The 20,510-nt window shown below is 67.9% G+C and carries 20 protein-coding genes and 1 pseudogene; 9 read left to right on the top strand and 12 right to left on the bottom strand.

Annotation, left to right across the window (positions count from 1 at the left end; translation table 11 throughout):
• Positions 1–437 precede the first annotated feature (437 nt).
• Together OH768_RS07420 and OH768_RS07415 are read left to right on the top strand one after the other, a co-directional pair.
• Positions 438–3,410: an Ig-like domain-containing protein gene (locus tag OH768_RS07420; RefSeq protein WP_406451272.1), complete on the top strand. Its 2,973-nt coding sequence runs from the start codon at positions 438–440 to the stop codon at positions 3,408–3,410.
• Between the two features lie 182 nt (positions 3,411–3,592).
• On the top strand, positions 3,593–3,835 hold the full coding sequence (locus tag OH768_RS07415; RefSeq protein ID WP_406451270.1) for a hypothetical protein: 243 nt from the start codon (positions 3,593–3,595) through the stop codon (positions 3,833–3,835).
• A 59-nt stretch (positions 3,836–3,894) separates the two neighbouring features.
• On the opposite strand, the gene OH768_RS07410 is transcribed toward OH768_RS07415, so the two are convergent.
• The 6 genes and pseudogenes from OH768_RS07410 to OH768_RS07385 form a co-directional block, all read right to left on the bottom strand.
• Positions 3,895–5,847, bottom strand: coding sequence for an FUSC family protein (locus OH768_RS07410; protein WP_406451269.1), 1,953 nt, complete (start codon positions 5,845–5,847; stop codon positions 3,895–3,897).
• 388 nt (positions 5,848–6,235) lie between these two features.
• A complete protein-coding gene (locus OH768_RS07405; RefSeq protein WP_406451267.1) occupies positions 6,236–6,577 on the bottom strand; it encodes a hypothetical protein in 342 nt (113 codons plus the stop codon).
• A gap of 48 nt (positions 6,578–6,625) precedes the next feature.
• Positions 6,626–7,585 (bottom strand): hypothetical protein, encoded by a 960-nt coding sequence (locus tag OH768_RS07400; RefSeq protein WP_406451265.1) that lies wholly within the window; start codon positions 7,583–7,585, stop codon positions 6,626–6,628.
• 507 nt (positions 7,586–8,092) lie between these two features.
• Positions 8,093–8,530, bottom strand: coding sequence for an ester cyclase (locus OH768_RS07395; RefSeq protein WP_406451263.1), 438 nt, complete (start codon positions 8,528–8,530; stop codon positions 8,093–8,095).
• A gap of 93 nt (positions 8,531–8,623) precedes the next feature.
• Complete coding sequence (locus tag OH768_RS07390) at positions 8,624–8,959, bottom strand: hypothetical protein (protein WP_406451261.1); 336 nt, start codon at positions 8,957–8,959, stop codon at positions 8,624–8,626.
• A gap of 380 nt (positions 8,960–9,339) precedes the next feature.
• Positions 9,340–9,438: pseudogene (locus OH768_RS07385) on the bottom strand (DUF4291 domain-containing protein); the annotation flags it as partial.
• Positions 9,439–9,443: 5 nt separating this feature from the next.
• Here OH768_RS07385 and OH768_RS07380 point away from each other — a divergent pair.
• Complete coding sequence (locus OH768_RS07380) at positions 9,444–10,676, top strand: hypothetical protein (RefSeq protein ID WP_406451259.1); 1,233 nt, start codon at positions 9,444–9,446, stop codon at positions 10,674–10,676.
• A gap of 34 nt (positions 10,677–10,710) precedes the next feature.
• Here OH768_RS07380 and OH768_RS07375 read toward each other — a convergent pair whose 3' ends face one another.
• Positions 10,711–10,839 (bottom strand): hypothetical protein, encoded by a 129-nt coding sequence (locus OH768_RS07375; RefSeq protein ID WP_406451257.1) that lies wholly within the window; start codon positions 10,837–10,839, stop codon positions 10,711–10,713.
• An 807-nt stretch (positions 10,840–11,646) separates the two neighbouring features.
• Here OH768_RS07375 and OH768_RS07370 point away from each other — a divergent pair.
• Complete coding sequence (locus tag OH768_RS07370) at positions 11,647–11,967, top strand: hypothetical protein (protein ID WP_406451255.1); 321 nt, start codon at positions 11,647–11,649, stop codon at positions 11,965–11,967.
• A gap of 780 nt (positions 11,968–12,747) precedes the next feature.
• On the opposite strand, the gene OH768_RS07365 is transcribed toward OH768_RS07370, so the two are convergent.
• Positions 12,748–13,143 carry a hypothetical protein gene (locus OH768_RS07365; RefSeq protein ID WP_406451253.1) on the bottom strand — a complete coding sequence of 132 codons (396 nt, stop codon included), beginning with the start codon at positions 13,141–13,143 and terminating at the stop codon, positions 12,748–12,750.
• A gap of 174 nt (positions 13,144–13,317) precedes the next feature.
• Here OH768_RS07365 and OH768_RS07360 point away from each other — a divergent pair, with 174 nt between their 5' ends.
• From OH768_RS07360 to OH768_RS07345, 4 genes are all read left to right on the top strand, one after another.
• Positions 13,318–13,995: a response regulator transcription factor gene (locus tag OH768_RS07360; protein WP_406451251.1), complete on the top strand. Its 678-nt coding sequence runs from the start codon at positions 13,318–13,320 to the stop codon at positions 13,993–13,995.
• Between the two features lie 304 nt (positions 13,996–14,299).
• A complete protein-coding gene (locus OH768_RS07355) occupies positions 14,300–15,316 on the top strand; it encodes an ATP-binding protein (RefSeq protein ID WP_406451249.1) in 1,017 nt (338 codons plus the stop codon).
• A gap of 323 nt (positions 15,317–15,639) precedes the next feature.
• On the top strand, positions 15,640–16,290 hold the full coding sequence (locus tag OH768_RS07350) for a DsbA family protein (protein WP_406451247.1): 651 nt from the start codon (positions 15,640–15,642) through the stop codon (positions 16,288–16,290).
• A 393-nt stretch (positions 16,291–16,683) separates the two neighbouring features.
• Positions 16,684–16,851: a hypothetical protein gene (locus tag OH768_RS07345; RefSeq protein WP_406451245.1), complete on the top strand. Its 168-nt coding sequence runs from the start codon at positions 16,684–16,686 to the stop codon at positions 16,849–16,851.
• A 7-nt stretch (positions 16,852–16,858) separates the two neighbouring features.
• On the opposite strand, the gene OH768_RS07340 is transcribed toward OH768_RS07345, so the two are convergent.
• The 4 genes from OH768_RS07340 to OH768_RS07325 all read right to left on the bottom strand — a co-directional run bounded on the left by OH768_RS07340 (position 16,859) and on the right by OH768_RS07325 (position 19,925).
• Positions 16,859–17,350 (bottom strand): hypothetical protein, encoded by a 492-nt coding sequence (locus OH768_RS07340; protein WP_406451243.1) that lies wholly within the window; start codon positions 17,348–17,350, stop codon positions 16,859–16,861.
• 256 nt (positions 17,351–17,606) lie between these two features.
• Positions 17,607–18,560 (bottom strand): helix-turn-helix domain-containing protein, encoded by a 954-nt coding sequence (locus OH768_RS07335; protein ID WP_406451241.1) that lies wholly within the window; start codon positions 18,558–18,560, stop codon positions 17,607–17,609.
• 247 nt (positions 18,561–18,807) lie between these two features.
• The gene (locus tag OH768_RS07330) at positions 18,808–19,605 is read right to left on the bottom strand and encodes an MIP/aquaporin family protein (protein WP_406451239.1); all 798 of its coding nucleotides are present in this window, start codon (positions 19,603–19,605) and stop codon (positions 18,808–18,810) included.
• An 11-nt stretch (positions 19,606–19,616) separates the two neighbouring features.
• Positions 19,617–19,925, bottom strand: coding sequence for a hypothetical protein (locus OH768_RS07325; protein WP_406451237.1), 309 nt, complete (start codon positions 19,923–19,925; stop codon positions 19,617–19,619).
• Between the two features lie 104 nt (positions 19,926–20,029).
• Here OH768_RS07325 and OH768_RS07320 point away from each other — a divergent pair, with 104 nt between their 5' ends.
• Positions 20,030–20,299, top strand: coding sequence for a hypothetical protein (locus OH768_RS07320; protein WP_406451235.1), 270 nt, complete (start codon positions 20,030–20,032; stop codon positions 20,297–20,299).
• The last annotated feature ends 211 nt before the right edge of the window (positions 20,300–20,510 follow it).

Raw genomic sequence — 20,510 nt, 5'->3', positions numbered from 1 at the left:
GCAGTGGTGGCCGGTCGACGTCCGAGCCGCCCCGCCGGTGCCGCAGCCCCCTGCGACTGGGCGTTCCACAGAACCGTTTGAGCGATCTTGACGCCGACGTGGCCGACGTCGTCGATGACGCCTTCGGCCGTCGCCTGTCCCGGGTCTGGCTGCTCAAGCCGGGCGAGCGGTATCGCGCGGACCCCCCATGTCCTGGCCGTGGTCCCGGCTCGCGGGCGAGACCGCCAGTCGTCTTCGGCACGCAGAATCACCCATACATCCGATCAATTGCTCCGGATTTGTCTACAGGGTGGACGGGAGGCGACTCCCTTTGCATGCAAGTCGCGTACAACCCGTTGACAGCGTCAAGCGCGTGCTGCCACGTTGAACCTCATTCATCGGATGTATCGATCTCCCCCTGCGGGCATGCCCGTGGCTTGACGGATCCCGGAGCGGTCATGAAATGGATGGCGTCGACGTGCAAGATTCTCGGTTCTGTACTCGCCTTCGGACTGGTCGGCGCGGGAGCGCTGGGCGTGTCGGCAAGTCCGGCGCGGGCCGCCACCGCATCGGTGCTGTGGGCAGCGCCTGACGGTCGCGGTGCGGCGTGCACATCGAGGAATCCCTGTTCCCTGCCCACCGCGCAGGCCGAAGTGCGCGCTCTTGAGCACGGCCGGAACCCGGTGAGCCCCCGGGTCGAACTCCTCGGCGGCACGTACCGGTTGGACAAGACATGGACGTTCGGCACGGAGGACTCCGGCCGGCCCGCCCACCCCGTGGTGTGGGAGGCCGCGCCCGGCGCCCACCCGGTCATCTCCGGCGCCTCCCGGGTAACCGCCTGGCGCGAGGTGGGGAGCAGCGGTGTGTGGGCCGCACATGTGCCCCGCGGCAGCGCCACCCGCCAGCTCTACGTGGACGGCAGGCAAGCCCCCATCGCCCAGGCCACCCCGGCGGCCCTGCACTTCACGGGCAACTGGGCCGGGTCGGCCACAGGGTATGACCTGTCGAACGACGCCGTGGCCCTGGCCTGGTTCTCGCACCTCACGCCCGCGCAAGTGGCGCAGGTCGAGTTCGACTATCCCGCAGGCAACGGCGCGTGGACCGACTCCAAGTGCGGGGTCGCACGGATGTCCGGCAGCACGCTGGTCATGGATCAGCCCTGCTGGACCAACGTCACCGACATCGCCCCGTTCAGCCAGGGCACCGGCGGCCTGCCGTCGATGCCCACCTCGCAGCTTCCCGACACGATCCAGGGTGCCCGCAGCCTTCTGACGCCCGGTCAGTGGTTCCTGGACGGCGCCACCGACACGCTCTACTACACGCCCAGGAGCGGTCAGCGGATGGCCGGCCTGGACATCGAACTGCCCCGGCTGGAGAAGCTGGTGCAAGGTGCCGGCAGCCTGGCCAGGCCCCTGCACGACGTCACCTTCGAGGGCCTGCAGTTCTCGTACGCCACCTGGAACGCCCCCTCGTCACCGGTGGGCTTCGCCGACGTGCAGAGCAACCTGCACAGAACCGGCGCCAGCAATCAGGGGCTGTGCACCTTCTCCGCACCCGCCGGCTCCTGCCCGTGGGGCGCACTCACCCAGCCCCTGGCCAACGTCGCCTTCACCGGGGCCAGCCGTGTGACGATCACCGGCAACCGATTCGTCAACCTCGGGGGCGCCGGCCTGAGTTTCATGTACGGGGGATCGCACAACGTCATCGACGGCAACGAGTTCACCTCGATCGCCTCCACCGCCCTCTCGCTCGGCTGCACGTACGACCCGACTCCCACCGGCACACCGGACTCGGTGATCAAGGACAACTGCACCCCCGACCCGAAGACCGTGCAGGCGGACCAGGTCGGGACGAACGAGATCCTGGACCACACCACGGTCTCGAACAACGTGATCCATGACGTCGGCACCGACTACCGCTCGGCCTGCGGCATCACGCTGCTGTTCAGCCGCCACACCACGATCACGCACAACGAGCTGTACAACCTGCCGTACACCGGGATCACCGCGGGTGTCATCCAGGGCCACGTCGACGACGCCAACCATCCGCAGAACTCGACCAACGTCAACGCCGACAACACGATCAGCAGCAACCTGATCTTCAACGTCATGCAGGTCCTCGACGACGGCGGCGCGATCTACATGGAAGGCCACCAGGCGCAGTACGTCTACCAGGCCGACGGCACCATCGACGCGACGGCCACCCTGGCACACGGCCTGCACGTCACCGGCAACGTCGTCTACAACGACGGCTCGCGCTTCAACGCCTTCTACGACGACGCCGGTTCGGAGTGGATCAGCTTCAGCGGCAACGCCGAGTTCCACCCCCTGGCCTCACTCGGCGCCCAGGGCGGCTGCTCGGCCACCGGCCACTTCTGGGTCACCGGCAACTACTTCTCCGACCCCGCGGAGAGCTACTTCTGCACGCAGCCCATCGACTCCCACGCCAGCGACAACACCACCATCCCCGCGTCTCCGGCCCCGGGTGACATCCCCGTCTCCCTCCTCGCCCACGCGGGCGTCACCGACGGATACGGGTCGCTGGCGGGTCGCCTCCCGCTCACCGCGAGCTACGTCTCCGCGCCCACGCCCATCGTCGCCGGCTCCTCGACCCAGAGGGTCCTCATCGGCGGTGCCGGCTTCTCATCCAGCACCCCGGTGTACTTCGGCGACCGGCGCGCAACCGACGTCCAGGTGGTCTCCTCCGGTTTCCTGATCGCCACGGTGCCGACCGGAGCCGACGGCACGGACGTCACCGTCGGCACCTACGTACCCCGTCCGGTCATCACCGCCCCCACGAGCGGCACCATCGGCCTGGCGGACACCTTCACGGTCCGCGGTACAGCGGTGGCCGACAACATCGTCACGGTCAACGACAGCGCGAACCAGGCAGGCTGCACCGCAACCACCGGCGCCGACGGCGCCTGGTCGTGCACGCTCACCGACTCCTCGCCCGGCCGGCAGACCCTGTCCGCCACGCAGTCCGACAAGGACGGAGCCACGTCCAAGCCGTCGGCAGCCGTCCTGGTCTACGTCGGCACCCCGCCGGCCACAGCACGCCTCAACGACACCGATCCGTCAATCGTCTACAACGCCTGGGACTACCTGGGAAGCCGGGGCTATGGCGACCACGACGACGACGTCCACTACGCGACGACCGACGGCAGCAGTATCACGTTCACGTTCATCGGCACCGGGATCAAGGTGTTCGGTGAGGAGTTCACCGATCAGGGCAACATCGGCGTGTCGATCGACGGCGGTCCCGCCACCGTTGTCGACACGGTGCCTGCCGACGGTGCGCGCCACGCCGATGCCGCCGTCTACAGCAACACCGCACTCGCCGCCGGCGTCCACACCATCGTGGTGACCAAGCTCTCGGGCTCCTACGCCACCTTCGACGGCTTCGAAATCGACAACCCCGCCTCCCAGTAACCGCTGGACGCGCCGCCTACGGGCTGGGGTTCACACTCACTGGAATCCGGGCAACGGGCAGGCCTCCGTGCGGTGGAAGGACCCCACCGCACGGAGGCTGCGCCACCTGCAAGCGATGGTGCTGACGTCCATCAGGAAGGCTGTCGAGGGACGACGAACTGGTCAGTCATTACAGCAAGCCGGTGAACGCTGCACTCCTGCGGGGCGGAGTCGCCGCAGCCGGCGAGCGGGAGTCGGACTGTCTGCGTGACCGCCAGACGGAAGCATCCGGTTTCGTCGCTCGGTCTGCCAGTACCTTCAGCAGCGGCCAGATCATCGACCGCGTGGTGGCCCCGATCATCTACTGGGTCATTTTCCTGCCCTGGTCGTTGCCCGAGGTAGATGTGCGAATGTACGTCGACGACCTCTGCAGGCGCTCAGCGTGACCACCGCCCTCCCCGCGCTGGAGAAACGGCTCGGCTTCTGTCGTGCCGCCTTACAGGGCTCAAGCTGATTCGGTCACGACGACCCGAGCGTCGGCGTCGCCCAGAGCCGCGGCGAGGGACGACTGCAGCCGACGGACTGCTTCGAGATGGTCGCCGGTCCAGATCATGCGGACGCCTGTCCTCGTGGCGCGGCCATCCGCATCATGCAGGTCACGGCGTACGGCCTCGATCAGTCGCGAATTGTTTCTGCGGTCGGATTCCAGCGGGCGGGGCACTGTTCCTTCGCTCTCCATTCCCTGGGCCAGGCGTTCGTACCACTGAAAGATCCGTTCGGCCATGATCAGCAACTCTCGCTGTGCGGCGGCCCGGTCCTTGAGCGGTTCGCCCCCCGTGGACCGCCGCCATAGCTCCAGGACGGCGTCGGCGGCCAGGCGGAGTCCGACAACACCTGTGACCAGGGTGGTCACCTCATCCATCGGGATGGCTTTTGCTCCGCGCTCGGCCAGATACGTCCGGAAGGCGTCGTCCAGCCGGCGCGCGGCTGCGGCCGCCTGGCGACCCTCCTGTGGGATCACGAGGGCCGTGGGTCCGAAAGTGCAGCAGGACACTGCGTAGCCCACCGCACTGACCAGATACCGGGCGCTGTCGACATACGCCTCCGCCAACGCTTTGACCAGGGCCGCAGACGCGCCTCGGGGCCAGAAGAGCAGCCCCACGACCGCGCTCACCGCACAGCCGAGCACGATGTCCTCGATGCGGATCAGGATGACCGACAGCCCTGCAGGCTGGGCGATGCTGAACAGGATCACCAGGGTGAGCGTGAAGGCCGCCTGCCCGGCGGCGAACGAGATCGCGGCCGGAACGATGCCGGAGGCCATCACCGCGACCGGCAGCAGGATCCACAGTGCGATCGTGTCGTGCCCGATCAGCTGCAGCAGAACGGCGCCCAGAACCGATCCGGCCAGGGTGCCCCCGACGGCTCGGAAGACGCTCTGCCCAGTGTTGAGGGCGTTGGAACGCAGCACGGACAGAGTGCCCAGCATGACCCAGAATCCGTGCTGGACACCGGTCACATCGGCGAGCGCGACTCCGATGCCCAGGCCGATGCCGCCGCGGATGCTGTTGTGCAGCCAGACCGAGTGCGGTTCGACATGCGCCGCCGCTCGCTCCCAGGCGCTGGTCAGCGCACCCGACGGCGATCCGGGTTCGCGGCCAAGGAGACGGTCCGACCAGCCGCGCTGGTCCGCAGCCCGGGCAATGTCGATGTTCCGGGCGATCTGCAGAACGACGAAGGCCACTTCCTGGGCTCGGAAGGACACATCCAGGCTGTCGATGAAGGTGTCGACATCAAACTCGCCGCCTGCTTGGTTGTCCGGTGTGGGCAACCGGCTGACTGCCCCGTCCTCCAGCGCAGCCAGAGCCTTACGAAGCTCCTGTGCCGCGGCGCGCAGCCGGTCCTGCGTGGTGCCGGGATCATCGAGCATGTCCGCCGATGCATCCAGCACGTCAGCGGCGGCTCTGCGTACCGCCGAGGGCTGAAGGTCGCCCGTCGGGCCGGGCTCGTCCAAGGGGGATGCCGGCGCCAGAACCGTGCTCAGCCAGGTCAGCTCGTCGACGAGGCGGACGAGTGCCCGGGAACCGGTGGACAGGCCGGTGGGTCGGTAGGGAGTGGCGGTAAAGGCTCGCTGCAGATCCTGCGCGCTCGACACGGTCTGCTGAACGCAGGCACGGCACTCCCCGAAGGCCGGACCGTTGGCGTGGCCCGCGAAGTAGTCCGCGTCGGTGCGCAACTGCTGCGCCGCGGCTCGGCAGACCTGCGCCGCGGGCGCGCTGAGCGGATCCTCATGAGTCCTCGGCCAGAGCAGCCAGACCGCGATCATGGAGGTCACGCCCGCCAGCATCACGCCGATCAGCCGGTCGGGCAACTGCGTCAGCGGGGCGTGCGCCGACACCGGCAAAATGAACGCCAACAGCAGCGATGTTGCGGTTCCGGCCAGGACCGAGCTGACCACACCCGAGAAGAGCACAGCGAAGCCCACCACGACCGTAGCCGTTGTCGCGGTCCAGACCGACTGTGCCGCGAGGGTGCCCAGAGTGACCAGTACCAACCACGCCACCGTGAGTGCCGCGTGCGCCCGCAGTCGCTGTGCCATGGGGCCGGTGAAATCAACCAGCAGGAGCATCGCAAACGCACCGAACGCGGCGAAAGTACCTACGGCGGGTGCGTGAAAGGCCTGGGTGCACAGGGCGAACAGGGAGGGCATCACCAACGCGTTCCTGGCGGCCCGCCGTGTGGCGGCCAGGCCCGGATCCCGGCGGCGCAGCCACGCAGTGATACGGCGAATCTGGTTCATCACGATCTGCCTCGGTGGGGTGGTGGACGACGGCCAAACAGTGTTTTCAGCCAACGAGGGCAGCGGTGCGCCTCAGCAGGGCCAGAACCTCGGCGTCGAGCTTGCGGGCGACGCTGAATCGGATCAGACGGCTGCCGGCACCCTGTTTCCCGTCCCAGCTACCGCTGACCTCAAGTTCTGCGATTCCGATGAGACGGCCTGGAGCAGGCGGGGTGGTGACGCGCCGTACGGGAAGTGCATGTCCAACCGCGGTTGTCCGACGGCGGAGCTGTACGTCGGCCTCGGAAATGCCGAGTGTCTCGCGGATGTCCTGGATGACGGCGCCGAAAGGTCGCCGAGTGTTGAGGACGTGCCGCTTGATGGGGATCCGGAGCACGTATTCGCTCACCAAGCCGACAGCGACGCCCGGATTGCCCCTGAGTTACCGATATTGAGGCTAACGCAGGTGGGCGATGATCAGGTTCGGGTCCTTGCGCAGGGCCCACGTGGCGGACGTGATGTAGACCGTGTGACCGCGTATGGCGATCGACGTCGGATTCTCAAGTCCGTCCTTGCCGGTGAGCGCGATGGTCTGGTTGCCGTCGGGCTCGATGATTGCGACCTCGTTCTGACTGTCGAGCGCTGCGATGATCCGATCGCTATGGCCGATGAACTGGAAGTCGTCGATGCCGTCCAGCCCGGTCGCCTTGGTCTGGAACGCCCCGGCGGAACCGTTGCGGCGGATGGGGATCCTGATGATGGTGCCGAGTGACGTATTCGTCACCCATACCGCTCCTTGATGGACTTTCAGGCCGTTCGCGCCCAGGGTGCCATGAGGAGCCAGCTCCGGGCCGGTGGCCCAGGCAGTGGCTGCGCCGCCGCCGATCGGCATCCGCCAGACGGTGCTCAGCGCTGAGTCGGCGCTGTAGAACTCGCCTGTGGCTCTGTCCAGCCCGAGCCCGTTGGGCACGCTGTCGGCCGACAGCGGGGTGATGCGTTTGGGCGTGCCGCCCGGCTTCAACCGCCAGAGCCCGGTCAGATCGCTGGTCCCGGTCACGTACAGGAAGTACAGGGTGCCGTCGTCGGCCCGCACGAGCCCGGTGAGGAGCGCGAAACCGAGCAACGGCGTGTGGACACCGCCATCGGCGGGAGCCGGCAGGGTCGCCAACACCTCGCGGCGGCCGTCGGGATGGAGCCTGGCCACCTGGTGCGCGACGGCCTGGTTGAGGTCGATGGCGCCGTGGGGTTCGAGCGCGATGTTCTCCGGCTGCTGGCCGGCGGCGAGGTCGAAGTGGGCGGCGATCCGTACCTTGGTGAACGGGTTGGACGGGGTGGCGGCGACCGCTGGGACGGTCTGTGCGAGAGCCGCGGCGCTCAGGGCTGTGCCTATGAGCTTGGCGGCGCGAGAGAGGGGCATGAGAAGTCGTTCCTTAAGGTGGTGAAAACACCGGCTGAGGCGCTTTCAGATCCCTGGGGACCTTCCGAAACAGCGGCACTGCGACTTTCTGTGTCGGCCCTGCTTGTGGAGTGACCGGGCGACGGCCATGTGGGCTGGGCTGCGTCTCGGGGGAGCGCGTGCTTCTCGGCCTCGCCGACGCCGTCTCACCACGCGCAGCCTGGCCTGCCGCGCCAGGATCGCCCACCGGTGGGGCAACGGCCCCGCCCGGTGCCGATGAAGATCTGCTATCCGCGCGACCTCTTAGGGTTCCTGCAGCCAGTAGTCGGTGTGGACCTTGACGTCTTCAGGCCATTCGAGCAGCAGCCAGCCGGACAGGACGCGTGCCCACCAGCTCTGTTCGGCCGATGCAGAGGTTCTGATTGGCCGTTCGACGCCCTGGAACTGCGACTACTGACCGCTACCGGATCTCTTCCGTACCGGCTCGTGAGACAGGGACACAACCCAGGTCGTGATCGCTACCTCGTGTCAGGCGTTGAGCTGTTGGATCGCCGTCGCCCAATTCTCGATGTGGTAGCCCCTGGCCAGCCTTCCGTCACGGACGGTGAATACGTCAATCGCCATCGTCCTGAAGGACTTGCCGGTCGGAGCAGTGCCCCAAAATTCTTTGACCGGCGTCCCCGTTGCTTCGCCACGCACGATCATCGTGTCGTCGACCACATGGATGTCGACCACCTCCCACGCCAGATCGGGCACGGTCTCTCCCATGGCCTTGAACACGTCGCCCAACTGGTCACGCGTCAGGAAATCCTGATTTGTGTGGTACGAGTGATAGTCGTCGTTGCATGCCTGGGCCAGAAGTTCCGACACATTCTTCTCGCTCGGTTTGTTCAGCGCCTCGTAGAGCGGGGCAGAGATCCTGCGCGCCTCTTCGACAGTCATGAACGATTCGTCGCTCTTAGTCATCGGGCCTTGTCCCTTGCTGCAGACGGTGTCGTACCGCGCCAATCGCCACTGGGCGGCCCGAGATTATCTCGGGCGTCGATTCCGGTCTCTCACCTAAATGCGTGATGGGTACGCCGAGCGAGGACGTCCAAGGGACTTGGCCCTGCACCGGCCGGCCTCCCGCACAATCGCCAGGATCTTGCGGTAATCACCAGGCAGCGCGCCCTCTTCGACCGCGTCGCCGCGGTGCGGGATGAGCAGCACCGCCCGCCCGGCCGCATTCACCGATACCGGAGCAGCAGCCTCGGCGTTGGCCTGCTCGGCCAGGCGGTTCAACACCCGCTCTGCGATCGCCAGTTCGTCCCGCTCGACCTGAACTTCCTGAAGCTGCTTGGCCAACCACTTGGCGAGGGCGTCCAGTTCGCTCCGGCGAGCGGTGATCCACACCACGCATCCCGCCCCAACCGGACATGCCCAATGATCTATGCCATGGCCATCCGCCGCCGACCGGCGCGAGTACCCCACTCGTCACTCACACCAGATCTGCGACCTGCGACCTGCGGCTTCACGATGCACACCGCTCGCTGAGCAGCCCCGAGTCCCGCGCCTGCTACGACAGGAAGCGCGGCGAAGGTAAACGTCACAACGCCGCCCTGATCTGTCTCACCCGCCGCAGGGTCGACGTCCTGCACGCCATGTTCAAACACCGTGCCACCTACGAGCCGACACACGAACAAGCTGCCTGATCAAGAATGCAGACCTTGACCGAACAGATGGGAGCGTCCCCCAACGCGGTGGCCCAGGGCGAGGGCTGCTCGTCCTCACTCGCCGGGAAAATGCCCCTCCGGGGCTGTGGGTAGGCCGATCTCGGGGGAGTAGGCCTGGTAGACAGTGACGGTGGATGCCGTATCCCGGGGGTGGGGAGCAATATGCGATGACGGCCGAGCCGCGCTCGTTCACCGTGGCGGTGGAGGGCAGTGGCCCCGCGGAGCTCGACTACCGGGGCCCGCAGGGTTGGGCCACGGTGGTCCACCGCGCCTACGAGGGGCAGCCGTTCTGCCTGCGCGGGCCCGACGGCGGCTTGCTGGGCTATGAAGTCGGCCCCCGGGAGCACGACATGGGGCGGCCGCGCGTCTGGGAGTACCGGGTGGGCCTGTCCGGGCCGCAGCGGCTGCGTATCGAGAGTGCCGAGCAGTGGTCGATCTCCGTCACCCCGCTGGAGCAGGACGAGGTCGAGGACGGCGGCTACTTCTCCTACCGGGGGATCGGCTGCCAGTTGGTCGAGATCGTCAGGACCGACTCGGAGCCCGCGGCGATCGTCGAGTTCACCAAGGTTGTCCGTCCTGCCGGCTATACATCTCAGCGCCTCCATGTGTTCCTGGCCGGGAGGCCCGGCGTGGAGAGGTGGGAGCCCTGTGACACCGACCGCGTCCGGTTCCTGCACCGATGGAACAGCCTGGACGCCGCCCGTGGCGGGCGCTCCGACGGCGGGGTGGCCACCCATGTCGAGGTTCGCGAAGCCGACAACCACGAATGGCGGCTGCGGGTGCTGCCGTTGTCCGCCGCCGAGCCCCTGGAGACGGTGGTGACCGGCTCCGGTACAGAGGTCATCGCCTACGAGGGGCACCCGGGGGCACTCACGCTGCGCCAAACCGGGCGCCCGGGTTTGGTCCAAGTAACGGGCTTCGACGTCTCCCTGCTCTCCTACGCCGACCGCCCGCTCACGGGAGGCGTGATCGTCGGGAACGCCACGGCGCCGACGCTGCTCCAGGTCAAAGGCGACGGTGGCTGGGAGCTGCGGGTCACGCCGCTCGACGAGGTGCGCGCCTTCGACCGGCAGATCGGTGGCACGAGAGGCACGAGCGGCGAGGTGGTCCGTTACACGGGCCCGCCCGCCACGGCAGTAGTCGGCCCCCGTCCGTGGAGCCCGTCGTTCCGCGTGTTCGGCGTCCGCATCTTCACCGCCGACCTCATCCCCGAGGAGCGGGAGTGGGCCTTCACCGACGCTGGCCCGCTGGCCCGCTTCCGGCCCCCGAAACTGGACCTGCGCCCCGGCATGCTGGCAGCGGTCCAGAGCTACAGCGCCCCCGGCTGGCAGATCCGCGCCAAGCCCAAGAAACCATCTCCTTGGGCACGTTGGACAGCCCGTCGGCGGGGGAAGCGTTGAGCGGGTTGTTCCCCCGCCGATGGAGACGGCGCGCTCAGACGCTCAGGCCCCTGACTCGGACACTCAGTCCCCCGAGACCGTCGTACGCGGACATCACGACCTCCAACACCCGCATGTCGTCCGCGGGTTCGCGCATCTGGTTCGTCACGTTCGCCACTGCCATCCGGGCATCGGGCTCGACCATCACCATGGAGCCGCCCCAGCCGCCCCCGTAGGTGCTGCCGAACAGCCCGTGGCCCAGGCCCTTGGTCTGGCCGCAGGTCCTGTGGTCGACCTCCTCGACGCGGCGCTTGCTGTCTGAGCCGTACGTCCTCGAAGGTGCGCTCGCCCTGTTGCTGTCCCGTGCCTGGCCGGGGCGCCTGCGGCATGCCGCCGACCGGTCGGTTCGATCAGTGAGCTGCCGCCATCTTGCAGCGACAGGTCTGTTGTTCGGGGGCTGCAGTTGGCCGTGCAGATCGCCTGGCAGGGCGGTTACGGAGTTTTCCGCCCGTCGCCGGTGGCGCTTTTACGATCCGGCTCATGACGGATCCGGACTCCGAAAGACGCTGGGCCAAGTACGAGCAAGGCGTTCGAGGCCATCGGCAGCGCGGCGTGCTACGGCGACGTTGTCGAGGAGTTGCTCGCCGAAGCGTTGGCCTGCTGAACCAACGGCTGACGTACCAGCCACCGTCGGCGCCGATGCGCGGCGTGTGGATCGGCTCGGGAAGCTACGTCCGTGAGGGCGAGAGGGGAATGCCGACCACTCCGATGGAGGCCCAAGTCAACGCTCGTACAACCGAGTTGGCCGGTGAACGTGACGGGAAGGGGCACCGTCCGGTGGTGCGCAACGGCAAGCTGAACGGGATCTTCAGCTTCTTCAGCGGCCCTTCAGCCGCCGGGCGCAAGAGTTGCCCCGTACTCGATCCCGGTGGGGTCGGGGGCCGGAACAAGGCCGATGCCCCCTGTATCCCATCACGAAGGAGCAGATCCCATGAACATGCAATGGCGCAGGGTCTCACGCCGACGAGGCATGATGCTGGCCGGCGCAGTGGCCGCACTCCTCGCCGCGGGCGGGACCGCTTCGGCGGCGACCTCGGGTCACGCCGCCACGACCAAGCACGACGGCGTCACCCTCACTCCGGTGTCCGGGCCGCACTCGCACCCGCACGAGGTCCCGGTCACCATCGTGGAGGTGCCGGGCGTAAAGCTGCCGCCCGTCGAGAGCCTGCCGGAAGGCAAGAGCAAGCCGTTGCCTTATCCCATCGAAATCATCGGTGAAAAGGGCAACACGGAGCTGCCCCCCACACAGTGACGCTTCCGGGGCACAAGCGGCCGTAACCGGGGGGACGCACGGAGACCCGCAGGGTTGCTGAACGTGTGCCAGGCCGCTTCCGCGGGTGCTCGGCTGGGACTTCCCAGCCGAGCGCTCTGTGGAACGTGCGCTCGAATCCGGTTGCCACCTCTTGACGCGCCGCGGACTGCGAGGGGCACACGGTCGGTGTAACTCCCGGGTTCCCACGGGTCCGTATCGCTGCCGCGGGGGCGTCGACGATGAGTTCGGTACACCAGCCGCTGGGCAATTTCGTCCAGCAGCACGGGATCGTCTCCGAACCAGTACTTGTCGAAGTGCTCCATGGCGGCACGGCCGGACCGAAGCATGAAGCGGCCCTCCAGATGAGAGACCGGGACCGCACGGATACGACGAGCAGGATCAGATGCGTCACAGGCGCCCAGTCCTTCAGGTGTCCCACCGAGCCACAACACGGGCCCGCTGCGCGGAGCCAGATCCAGGAGGCCCGCCCCAGGCCGACATCGTGAACACGAAGCCGACACCGTGACACCGAACACCCCTGCGGCCGTAGACCGCAGGGGTGTTCTCACTCCCGCACATCATCAACGACAGTGACGCCCTGTACTCATGCAGCGCGTCGGGCAACAGTTCTCCTCACTTCGGGTGTCCGAGGGATGCCTGCGGCAGGTCATGTTGTGGCTGGTGGACTGCATGGTGCGCAGAACGCTCGGCCGGGCGTCCCCGGCCGAGCGTTCCGCGGATGCGGGTTCGGCATCCCTGGAGGGTGCCTGTGCGGTGCGGCTAGCGTCGCGTGTGCCCCGGAAGCGTCGTCACTGCGTCGCCCGTGTTGCCTTCGTCGCCGACGACGACGGGGGCGCCCGGCATCAGAGTGGCCTTCCCGGGCTTCACGTTGTGCGGCTTCGCGCCGGGCACCTCGACGAGCGAGGGCTTCTCGCCCGTGACGGGGCCTCCCTTGGTGACCGGGAGGTCTCGCAGCTTCTTGCCGGTGCCCGGCTGGATGTGGTGCGGGTGCGGATTGCCGGGTACCTCGCTCAGGGTGACGCCGCCGTGCTTGACGACGGTGCCCTCGGAGGAGGTTGCTGCTACGGCAACCCCACCCGAGACGAGCAGGGCGGCCACTGCGCCAGCTATCGCTGCGCCTCGACGGCGCGAAATGCCGTGCCACTGCGTGTTCATGGGATCTGCTCCTTCAGCGGTGGCAGGGACACGGGGTTGCCGGGCCGAGCCCGGTCCCGGTCCCGCCGGGGAAACGAGTACGGACCGACTCTCGCTTCCGTCGGCTGAAGGGCCGCTGAACGTCCTGAAGATTCCCTTCAGCCCCTGGCGTGACCGATCGGGCAAGCTAGGCGCATGCGTGTGCTGGTGATGGACGACGACGCCCGGCTCGTGGAGCTGCTCCAACAGGGCCTCAGGGCAGAGGGGTTCGCGGTGGACGCCGTGAGTGACGGCCTTGACGGTCTCGCCAGGGCAGCGGCCGACAACTACGACGTGATCATTCTCGATGTCATGATGCCCGGCCTGAACGGCTACAAGGTGTGCGCGCACCTGCGGTCGATCGGCGACAACACCCCCATCCTGATGCTGACGGCGAAAGACGGTGAGTACGACGAAGCAGAAGGACTGGAAACCGGCGCCGACGACTACCTGACGAAGCCCTTCTCCTTCGTCGTCCTCACCGCTCGGCTGCACGCCCTGATACGCCGCGCGCGCCCAGAGCGGCAGATCGTCCAGCACTTCGGAGACCTGGAGATCGACACGGGTGCCCGCCGCTGCCGCCGTGCAGGAACGGACATCGCCCTCACTCCACGGGAGTTCGACATCCTGACGCTGCTCGCGGCAAGCCCGGACATCGCCATCAACAAGGCCGCCCTCCTGGAACAGGTCTGGGACAGCGCGTACGAGGGCGGCCCGAACATCGTGGAGGTCTACGTCAGTGCTCTTCGCCGGAAAATCGACAAACCCTTCGGCCGGGCCAGCATCGAAACCGTGCCAGGCGGGGCCTACCGGCTCCGTTCCGACGGAGCGTGACCACCGACGCAGCCGACGCCTGCGACCGCAGACGGTGCGCGGCCGTGCCACTGCTGCTGTCGCACTCGTCGCCAGTCTTGCTCTCGCTGCCTGCTCGGTGGTCCTGCTCTATGCCGTTCACACCAACCTGGTCGCCTCCGCCCAGGGCGCGGCGCGCGATCACGTCGACAAGGCAGCTCACCAACTTGGCTCAGGCACGCCTCCGGCCGACGTACAGGCCTCCCTACCGGACATCATCCTGGACAGCGCGCCCCCCGCCGGCTCATCGTCCACCGCGTCAGGAGACCAGGGGGCCAGTGCCAGTGTGGGCACGCCCACGGGGACGATGGTGGTGCAGGCTTTCCCGAACCTCGCTCCCGCGCACACCGCCGTTATCACCCTGACCTGGGCTCTGGTCCCCTCGACCGCCCTGCTGGTTCTGCTGGTCGCCTACCTGACCTGGTACGCCATGGGCCGAGCGCTGCGACCTGTGGAGAACATCCGTGCCGAGTTCGCCGACATCACCGCCCACAGTCTTCAGCAGCGCGTTCCCGTCCCCGATTCCGACGACGAAGTCGCCTCGCTGGCGGAGACGATGAACGGCACTCTCGATCAACTTCAGCGTGCCGTCGGCCGGTTGCGGACCTTCACCTCGGACGCCTCGCACGAACTGCGCGGTCCCCTCACCACCCTCAAGGCCCGTCTTGAGCTGGCCCTGGCCCGTCCCGACCGGGCCGAATGGACCGCGGTCGGCAACGAAGCCCTGCGCGACACCACACGTCTTGAGGACATCGTCACCGATCTGCTGCTCCTTGCCCGCCTGGACGCCCGCCAGCCCCTGAAACTCCAACCCCTGCGCGTCACCGACCTCTTGCGACGGACCCTCGCCGAGCGCTATCCCCGTCAACCGGTCGTCCTCGCCGCGGACTCCGACCCCGACGAGGCGATCCTGGGCAGTGGTACGGCGCTCACCCGCCTCTTCACCAACCTCCTCGACAACGCGCTGCGCCACGCACACAGCACCGTGACCGTGGAAGTGAGCCACACCGAGCGCGAGTTGATCGTCGAGGTCACTGACGACGGTCCCGGCATCCCCGAACCCGACCGCGAGCGGGTCTTCGACCGTTTCACGCGTCTGGACAATGCCCGTACCCGCAGCGAAGGCGGCACGGGTCTTGGCCTCGCCATCGCCCGCGACATCGCGACCGCCCACGGGGGGACGCTCACTGCCGAACGACCTCGGACCACCGACGGGGGTGCCCGTCTGCTCCTGATCATCGCCAGGCAAGACCAAACCGTGCAGCACGTCGCGGCCGTGCGACCGAAGATCGGACGCGCGTGACGGCGTGTGCACCCATTCATGTGAGAGACAAGCGGCCGATTGGCCATCGACGTCGGATTCAGAACCGGTGTCCGTGCGAGGCCGGACATGGAACTGCTCCCAAGTGTGACCGCGTGCCTCTGGTACCCCGGACCGGGGGCCCAGGCACGCTCCGGCTCCGAGGCTTCCCCGGACTGCGCGGTGGCCTCTCGGGGCAGTCGGATTTTGACCATGAAGAGTCGTCTGCGTATCCGGCATCCACAGGCCTCTGAGCATATTTTTGATGGCATCGACCCGACTGCCGCAGAGCGCCGGGTGACGGATTCCGGAAGGGACAAAGCACGATGAGTTCTGTAGAGCGTATTCGGCTGACCTACGCCTTCGACGCCTACTGCGGCTGGTGCTATGGCTTCGGACCCGCCGTGCACGAGTTCGCCACCGCGAACGCGGACCGGCTCGAGCTGCGAGTGCTGTCCGGCGGTCTGTTCACCGGCTCGCGCGCACTTTCGGTGTCGGCCTACCCGCACATCCCCGGCGCCAACGAGCGCATCGCCCAACTGACCGGTGTCACTTTCGGCGACGGTTACCGAGCCGGGCTGGCGGACGGAAACGTGGTGATGGACTCCGCCGATGCCGCCACCGGCCTGGTCGCGTTGCGCAGCCAGCCGGGCGTGAACGCCCTGGACGCGTCGGCCGCGATGCAGCGTGCTTGGTACCGTGACGGTCGCAGCCTGTCCGCTGCCGGAGTGTACCGGGAGCTCGCAGCCGAGCTGGGTCTGGACGCCGAGGCGGTGGTGGCCGCGTTCGCTTCGCCTGCCGCCCGTGCCGAGGCGGAGGCCGACTTCCTCGAGGTGCGCCGCCTGGGCGTCGATGCCTACCCGACGCTGCTGCTGCACACCGCCCACGGCACCGACCGTCTGGGCGGCCCGGTCACCTCGGCCGACGCCCTCACCCACGCCCTGGACCAGCACATGGCCGCCACCACGGCCGCCTGAAACCACTTGCACACCCCTGAAGGGCAGTGCACCCATGTCCAGCCTGACGTATTCCGTTCACACGGCCGGCGACACCGGCCTGAACTAGTCGTCCGTCCTCGTGAGGGGCGAGCGCGAAGCGCTCCTGGTCGACGGCCAGTTCACACTCGCCGAGCAGCACCGGGTCCTGGACGTCATCGACAGCGGCAAGGAGCTGACCACCGTGGTGGTCACCACCGCCGACCCTGGCAGGCGTTCCCCGACGTCAGGATCGTCGCCACCGCCACCACCGTGGAGCGGATCAAGAGGCAGTTGGCAGGGCAAGCTCAAGACCTGGGCACACCTGGGCAAGAACCTGCCCAGCGAAGTGATCGTCCCGGAGGCGCTGGATGGGGAGCGCGTCAGGACCGCGCGGTGGTGGGCGGGGTCCTGCTCTTCGCCGGTCTGCATATGTGGACCGCCGACACCCCTACGCCGCGTGAGCGGCACGCCTGGGCCGTGACGCTCGCCGAGATGGAGCGGCTCGCATTGGCTCTGGATCTGGGCACCAAGGTCGCCACCGGCGAGATGAGCTGGGGCTGACTCATACTCACGACGGGCCTGCGGTGCCTTCTCCGCAGCGGTCAGCGCTGTCCGCTGGGTGACGGTGGTTTTCCCATTCGGCCGAGACCGGCCGTAGCCGCTTTCTCGACTCGTGGCCGCGGCGGTGATCGTAGGCGCGGTGCGCGCGGGTGTCGTCGCCTCCAACCGCATCCTCCAGTTCCTGGATGGAGGTCACCGTCACCGGCACGGTGGTCGGGGGCAGTTCGGTCCGGTGCTCAGGCGTGTTGATCTGGTGGAACTGCTCCGCGGTGACCACCATGCCGAGCATCTGCCGGTCGCGCGGGATGTGGCCAAACTCGGGGTGCGCTCTGGAACGGATGCGGGTCGCCGAGTTGTCGACCTGGCGGAAGGCCTTGCGGAACTGGTCGTCCGACTTGGCCTTCTCCTTCTTGGGCTGCTGGTACTCGACCTTGGGGTGCACCACGGCGTCGGTCAGCAGGTCGAGTTGGCGGCCCACATACCGTTCGAACTTCGCCACTCCGGCGAACACCTCGCTCCGGCCGTCACCCTCGGCCTGTGGGCTGGCGCCTTTCCCGGCCGTCGAGTTCCGGTGTGCATCGCTCCAATTCGCTGGTTTCGCAGTCGGCAATGGCCTCGCCCGCCTTGCGCGGGGGCCGGCGGCGGATCGCTTACGCGGCGGTCCTCAGCATCACCCTGCTGCTTATGCGAACCGGCCCGTCGGTAGGCGGCCTCTGTGGGTCTCTGTCTCTGGGGGCCGCTCGCGGGAGCGGCGTTCACCGCCCAGGTCGCCTGGCGGCGGGCGCTTCGCTCCCGCCGTCCTCCGAGGAGCGGCCGCGGACGGCCACGCGGAAGGCGATGGGAGACTGGCCGGTGCGCTGGTGGAAGTACTTGCTGAAGTTGCTCGCGCTGGTGAAGCCCAGCTGCGCCGCGACACGGGCGGCTGATTGATTGCCGTGCGCCAGGAGGCGTTTGGCTTCCAGGACGACCCGCTGGTCGATGAACTCCTTCGCCCCCACTCCGGCTCCGACCAGCGCGGCCCTGGAGAGGGTGCGGGGTGAGTAGCCCAGGGTCCGGGCGTAGTCCTCCAGGCGGCGGGTACGGGTGAAGTCGCGTTCGACCGCGTCACGGAAGTGGAGGAATGTCTCTCCTGGGTCCGGTGCCGGGCTGCCGACGGGTGCGGTGCGCTGTGCAAGGCGCAGCACGAGGACTGTCAGCAGGTGGCGCAACACCGCCACGTGCGTTTCCAGGGTGATGCCGCGCAGCGCCTGGAACTCCAGCGTGAGATGGTCCAGGGCCATCTCCAGCGCGTGACGGTCCTCGGGACTGGGAACCTGGAGTGCGGGGGCGTGCGGATCGTCGATCCGGGCTGCGGCCGCGGTGGTTGGATCCAGGAAGTCGCCCTCGAAGAGGACCAGGGTGCCCTCGGCGTCGTCCAGATCACCCCACTGCTGTACCTGACCGGGTCGGATCCAGAGCCAGGAGCCCGACTCGAGGGCGTAACCGGTGAAGTCCACCGTGTGCCACAACGAGCCGCTGGAGAGAGTGATCAGGTGGTGGAACGCGGGTCGCTGCGGTGCCTGCAGCCGTTCTTCGCCCATGTGGACGGCGGCCCGCTCCCGCAGGTCGGCCAGAGAGATGATCTCGATGCCGGCAGGCGTGCCGACGGCGGGAGCGAAGCCGATGTCCGCGATCTCGCGCGGTCTGTGCTGTCGTTTTCTCACCGTCACCAGTAGCCACCATCACACAGGGAATCTGGCCGACGCCGGCGTGACCAGAGCGGTCTGCAGACCCAGGTATCGGATTTAATCATGACCAGTTCGCCTCACCTACTCACCCCGCGCCCTCTCCAGGCCGCGCTGACCGGCGATCATTCCGGAAGCCAAACGCCTCCTGGCACAGGGGTGACCCGTCGGCCTTCCGTGTCGCGACGCAGATCGGTTTCACCAGCGCGACCAACTTCAGCAAGTTCTTCCGTCAGCGCATCGGCCACTCGGATCGCCTCGCGCGCGACCGTCCGCCGCCCCTCTTCGGAGGATGGACAAGGCGATATGCCTGGTATCGGGCGACCCCACCGGTGAGGGCCGCGCCTGCAAGGGGTGCCACCAGGTAGAGCCACAGGTGTGACCAGTCATCCGGTCGGTGGGCCCACAGAGCGGGGCCGAACTGGCGGGCGGGATTGGCGGACCCGCCGGTGAGGGTACCGAGGGCAATCATGACCGCAGCGGTAGCGGCGGGGCGAGCCAGCGGGATCCAGCGTGTCCACGCGCGACGGGACATCAGCAGCAGGGTGACGGTGAGGACGGCGCCGGTAGACACGGCTTCCACGGTGAACAGCAAGGTCGGTGAGCAGGAAGGAGCGGGTTCAACCGCCGCGTAGGCCATCCGGTCCCCGAGGACGGGACCCCACACGAGGCGGGCCAGGCCGGTACCTGCCACGGAACCGGTGAGCTGGGCAGCGAAGTACGCCGGAACCCGGCGGCCGGGGAAGGCACCGGTCAGCCAGAGGCCGAGGGTCACCGCGGGGTTGAGATGCCCGCCGGAATAACGGCCCCATGGAGAGGACAGCGCCCCCGCGAGCGCCGCGCCGACCATCACCGCCACGACCGCAAGCTGAAGATACGGCTTTGGCAGGGCCCGGCTGAGTGACGATGCCATCACCCAGCGGACAGCGGTCACTACGACGAACAGGAGACCGCCAGTAAGGGCGAACTCCGCGACCACCGCGACCCAGGCGGTGGCACCAGTAGTCCGCCGCGCAGGTACACAGGCCATCGTGGACACGGTCAACCCCGGGCCATCACGCCGATGGTGCCCCTGGTGCCCGGGTCCCAAAATACCGGCAGGCCCAGATCGGGACACTGCTCAAGGTCCACTTCCTTCACGCAGTAATCGGGGTCGGCGGTTGTGCCCGTCAGGACGGTCGACTTCTTGCCGCTGCCGCAGCCGGTGATGAACGCAAGGGTCTGGTGCTGCTCGGCGAGTGTGAACTGGCCGTCGAACAGGCGTGCTTCGCGCTCAACCGTGATCAGGCCGGACGGCTTGTTCAGACCGGTGTTACCGGCGGCGTGGGCGTTCTGGGCCAGGGCGGGCATGGGATGCGCTTTCGTTTGCAGAGTGCTGAGGGGCGGTTTCCGGCGGCCGTGTGCTGGTCCAGGGCGTCGGCCGGGGTGACCGGGTAGCCCAGACGGTCGGTGCCGTGGGCGGTGTGCAGCAGCAGCGTCGGGTAGGCATCGACGCCCAGGCGGCGCACCTCGAGGAAGTCGGCCTCCGCCTCGGCACGGGCGGCAGGCGAAGCGAACGCGGCAGGCACGCCACCACGGTCGTCGACATCGCGGCAGCGGCTGGGACCCCTGTACTAAGACATTGGGCTCAGCGGTTCACCGAATCGATGGATCAGCTGCGCGACCGCGAGTCCCGCGACACCGCCATGGAAATCCCGGGCCGATGGCTGTGGACGCAGCCGTGAAAGCCCTCGCCGAAGAACCCGGCGCCGCTCCCGGCGACATCGGTCCCCGCATCGTGGCCGCCCTGGCTTTCCTTGACGGCGGGATGCCGGCTCGCAAAGTCCCGGGACGTGATGCCGGGTCAACACAGGCGTGGAGCCAGGCACACGGGGTGCCCGGCTCCACGTCCGTTTCGCCGTAGCCGCCTACCGACAAGCTGCCACGGTCAGCCGG

The sequence above is a fragment of the Streptomyces sp. NBC_01622 genome (assembly GCF_045209635.1).
Taxonomy (GTDB): Bacteria; Actinomycetota; Actinomycetes; order Streptomycetales; family Streptomycetaceae; genus Streptomyces.
The sequence above is the reverse complement of the archived record's forward strand: the minus strand, read 5'-3'. Positions and strand labels throughout refer to the sequence as shown.